The 2,349-nt window shown below is 37.0% G+C and carries 4 protein-coding genes; 3 read left to right on the top strand and 1 reads right to left on the bottom strand.

Features of this window, described 5'->3' with window-relative positions; translation table 11 throughout:
• The first annotated feature begins 167 nt into the window (after nucleotides 1–167).
• From ssb to ME1_RS04135, 3 genes are read left to right on the top strand one after another with little or no spacing between them, the layout of a single operon-like run.
• On the top strand, nucleotides 168–605 hold the full coding sequence (ssb, locus tag ME1_RS04125) for a single-stranded DNA-binding protein (RefSeq protein ID WP_004863656.1): 438 nt from the start codon (nucleotides 168–170) through the stop codon (nucleotides 603–605).
• An 11-nt stretch (nucleotides 606–616) separates the two neighbouring features.
• Nucleotides 617–952, top strand: a complete 336-nt coding sequence (locus ME1_RS04130; RefSeq protein ID WP_004863659.1) for a hypothetical protein — start codon at nucleotides 617–619, stop codon at nucleotides 950–952.
• The gene (locus tag ME1_RS04135) at nucleotides 921–1,448 is read left to right on the top strand and encodes a hypothetical protein (RefSeq protein ID WP_004863663.1); all 528 of its coding nucleotides are present in this window, start codon (nucleotides 921–923) and stop codon (nucleotides 1,446–1,448) included. Before ME1_RS04130 ends, ME1_RS04135 begins: the two co-directional genes overlap by 32 nt.
• Before the next feature lie 10 nt (nucleotides 1,449–1,458).
• On the opposite strand, the gene ME1_RS04140 is transcribed toward ME1_RS04135, so the two are convergent.
• On the bottom strand, nucleotides 1,459–2,349 hold an 891-nt coding region (locus ME1_RS04140; protein ID WP_004863665.1), incomplete at its 5' end, for a hypothetical protein.

Raw genomic sequence — 2,349 nt, forward strand, 5'->3', positions numbered from 1 at the left:
TGGACCAACAGGAAGTGTTCCTCTTGCCTTTCAATCTGATTACACACGGTTTAGTGATTTGCCAACTAATGTAGAACATTAAATACGTGTTATTAGCAACTGAAAACATTGGAAAAAAAGATAAATTATGTTATAATCATTCGTGTAATTTAATGGAACTTACAAGCATGTTGAATAAAGTGATTTTAATTGGCTATTTAGGAGCGAACCCCGAAAAGAAAACCATGAATAATGGTACTGAGGTGGTTAATTTTCGCATGGCAACATCCGAAAGCTATACTGATAAGAGAACTAATCAAAAGGTAAGCAAAACTGAATGGCATTCAGTAGTGGTTTTTAATCCGCATCTAGCAAAGATTGCGCTTCAATATCTTCACAAAGGCAGAAAAGTATATATTGAAGGGCAGCTTCAAACCCGCAAATGGCAAGATAAAAATGGTCAAGATCACTATACAACAGAGATTGTCTTGCCTCACTACAAAGGCGATTTGAAGCTTTTAGATGGCAAAAACGATGATAATCAAGAGCAGTCACCTTATGACAGAAGCTATCAACGCCCTCTTGATATGCCTCATCCCGTTATGAATGACAGTGTTCCTTTTTAAGGGGGGCATTAATGAATAACGCTGTTACAAGTGCAGGGCATAAATATTATCTTATAACAGAGCAACAAATAGAGGTATTAAAGCATAATGCTATACACATAACCAATTATGAAATAGCGACAGGTGTTATAATTGGGGTGCTATTATCTTTTACCATTTTGGCTTGGTTGCGTGGTGGAATATACAAAGAAATTATACAATTTTTATTGATTGGAGGTGCTGCTTTAATAATGTGGTTTCTCTGTTTGAATCAAGGAACACGGTCAATGTCAGATAAGATTTGGCAAGATATTCAACAAACATCCGAGGACATAAGTGAAAAAAAACAAAAAAAGGGGACGCCCTAAGATTATAGGGCAGTTAAGAGAGCCAAATGGTCGTATTTCCCGTGCAAAATCACCACGTGAAGCCGTTGATAAACTAGCACTTGAAACCCGTGCAAAGCGCTTTGGTTTAACGCTACAAGAGGCAAAAAACCCGCTTGCTGGCTCTTATATCGGGCGGCTTTGTTTGCAAGGCGTGCTTACACAAGATCAATACGACGCCGCGCAAAAATATCTACAAATAAGAAACGACTATCTTTGTGCAAAAGGCTTGCCAAGCGCTGTTTATGATGATGTAACTACAAATTCAGACCCCAATAGTCTTGAACAATGGGTTGAAAAAGCAACCAATCACTATCAAGCCGTGCAAGAGGTAATAAAAGAAGCGCAATGCCTTTATAGACAGTATAATCTTTATGCAGCGCTACAGTATCTTGTTATAGAAGATCAAATGCTACCGCATCTTGTGAGTTCATTGCGTATCGCTCTTAATGCGCTTCAAAAGTACCTTGATCGTTAAACGACAATCTCTATTTTGGCTCCATTATATTGTATATCGTTTCTAAGTCTCTGCAAACTCGAGGTGTTCGTTTAGTTGGTTCATGATTACCAGTTCTTATCCCAGCATTTACACTAGCCACTAGATCTATCATATGTGTTCTGGGGCTAATGCCATTTCCACTTGAAGAATTAAGAAATTTTTTCGCGTAATAAATCATTCGATCTTTAGAGTTCATGGACATATTGTACGCCCAAATAAAATCTCCTTCACTCCAATTATATTGATAGCGTAAACTACTTATTACATTGGGTAGATTTGCCCATGGCATTTCTTCATTATAATCACCCCGCAATAAATTCACAAACCGTCCACATAAAATAACAAGTATATGACGATGCTGTATAAGATCAAATTTGGGAGATGCATCCTGATGGCCACGGCTGTATATAAATTGCGTTGCTTTTTGTTGCTTTTCAAAATGTTCAAAATCTTTGTATTCTCTTGCGTATTCTTGATAAAGTTTATCATACTTCTGTATGTCATCTACACTTATAAATATATGCATAAATCCAAATGACATTGATGTAGAGAGCATTGATATAGAAAAAAAGGCTATAAATGTTACAATGCGTGTTATAAGAAGTGATTTCATCACGTAGTCCTTTAAATTATCATAATTAACGCTGTCTAACTGATTCTCTTCGAATCTATCAATATGTGTTATTTTGGTGTTGACAATGTGTTGCAAATCGTATTTAATGACAAATGCGGCACTGGACGTATTGTATCTAAACGAGGGGAAGTGCAGTAAGGAAATCCCCGCAAATGCGGGGTTTTTTATTATCGGGAGGGAGTATTTTATGACATCAAAAAATACAGAACAAGCTCCACCAGTCAAAGAAAAATGGATACCACCGAG

The organism is Bartonella vinsonii subsp. arupensis OK-94-513, from assembly GCF_000278235.1.
Lineage (GTDB): Bacteria > Pseudomonadota > Alphaproteobacteria > Rhizobiales > Rhizobiaceae > Bartonella > Bartonella arupensis.

Excerpts from the sequence above, each read along its gene's own strand:
- ssb (WP_004863656.1), top strand. The coding sequence starts at position 168 with ATGTTGAATAAAGTGATTTTAATTGGCTATTTAGGAGCGAACCCCGAA.
- ME1_RS04130 (WP_004863659.1), top strand. The coding sequence starts at position 617 with ATGAATAACGCTGTTACAAGTGCAGGGCATAAATATTATCTTATAACA.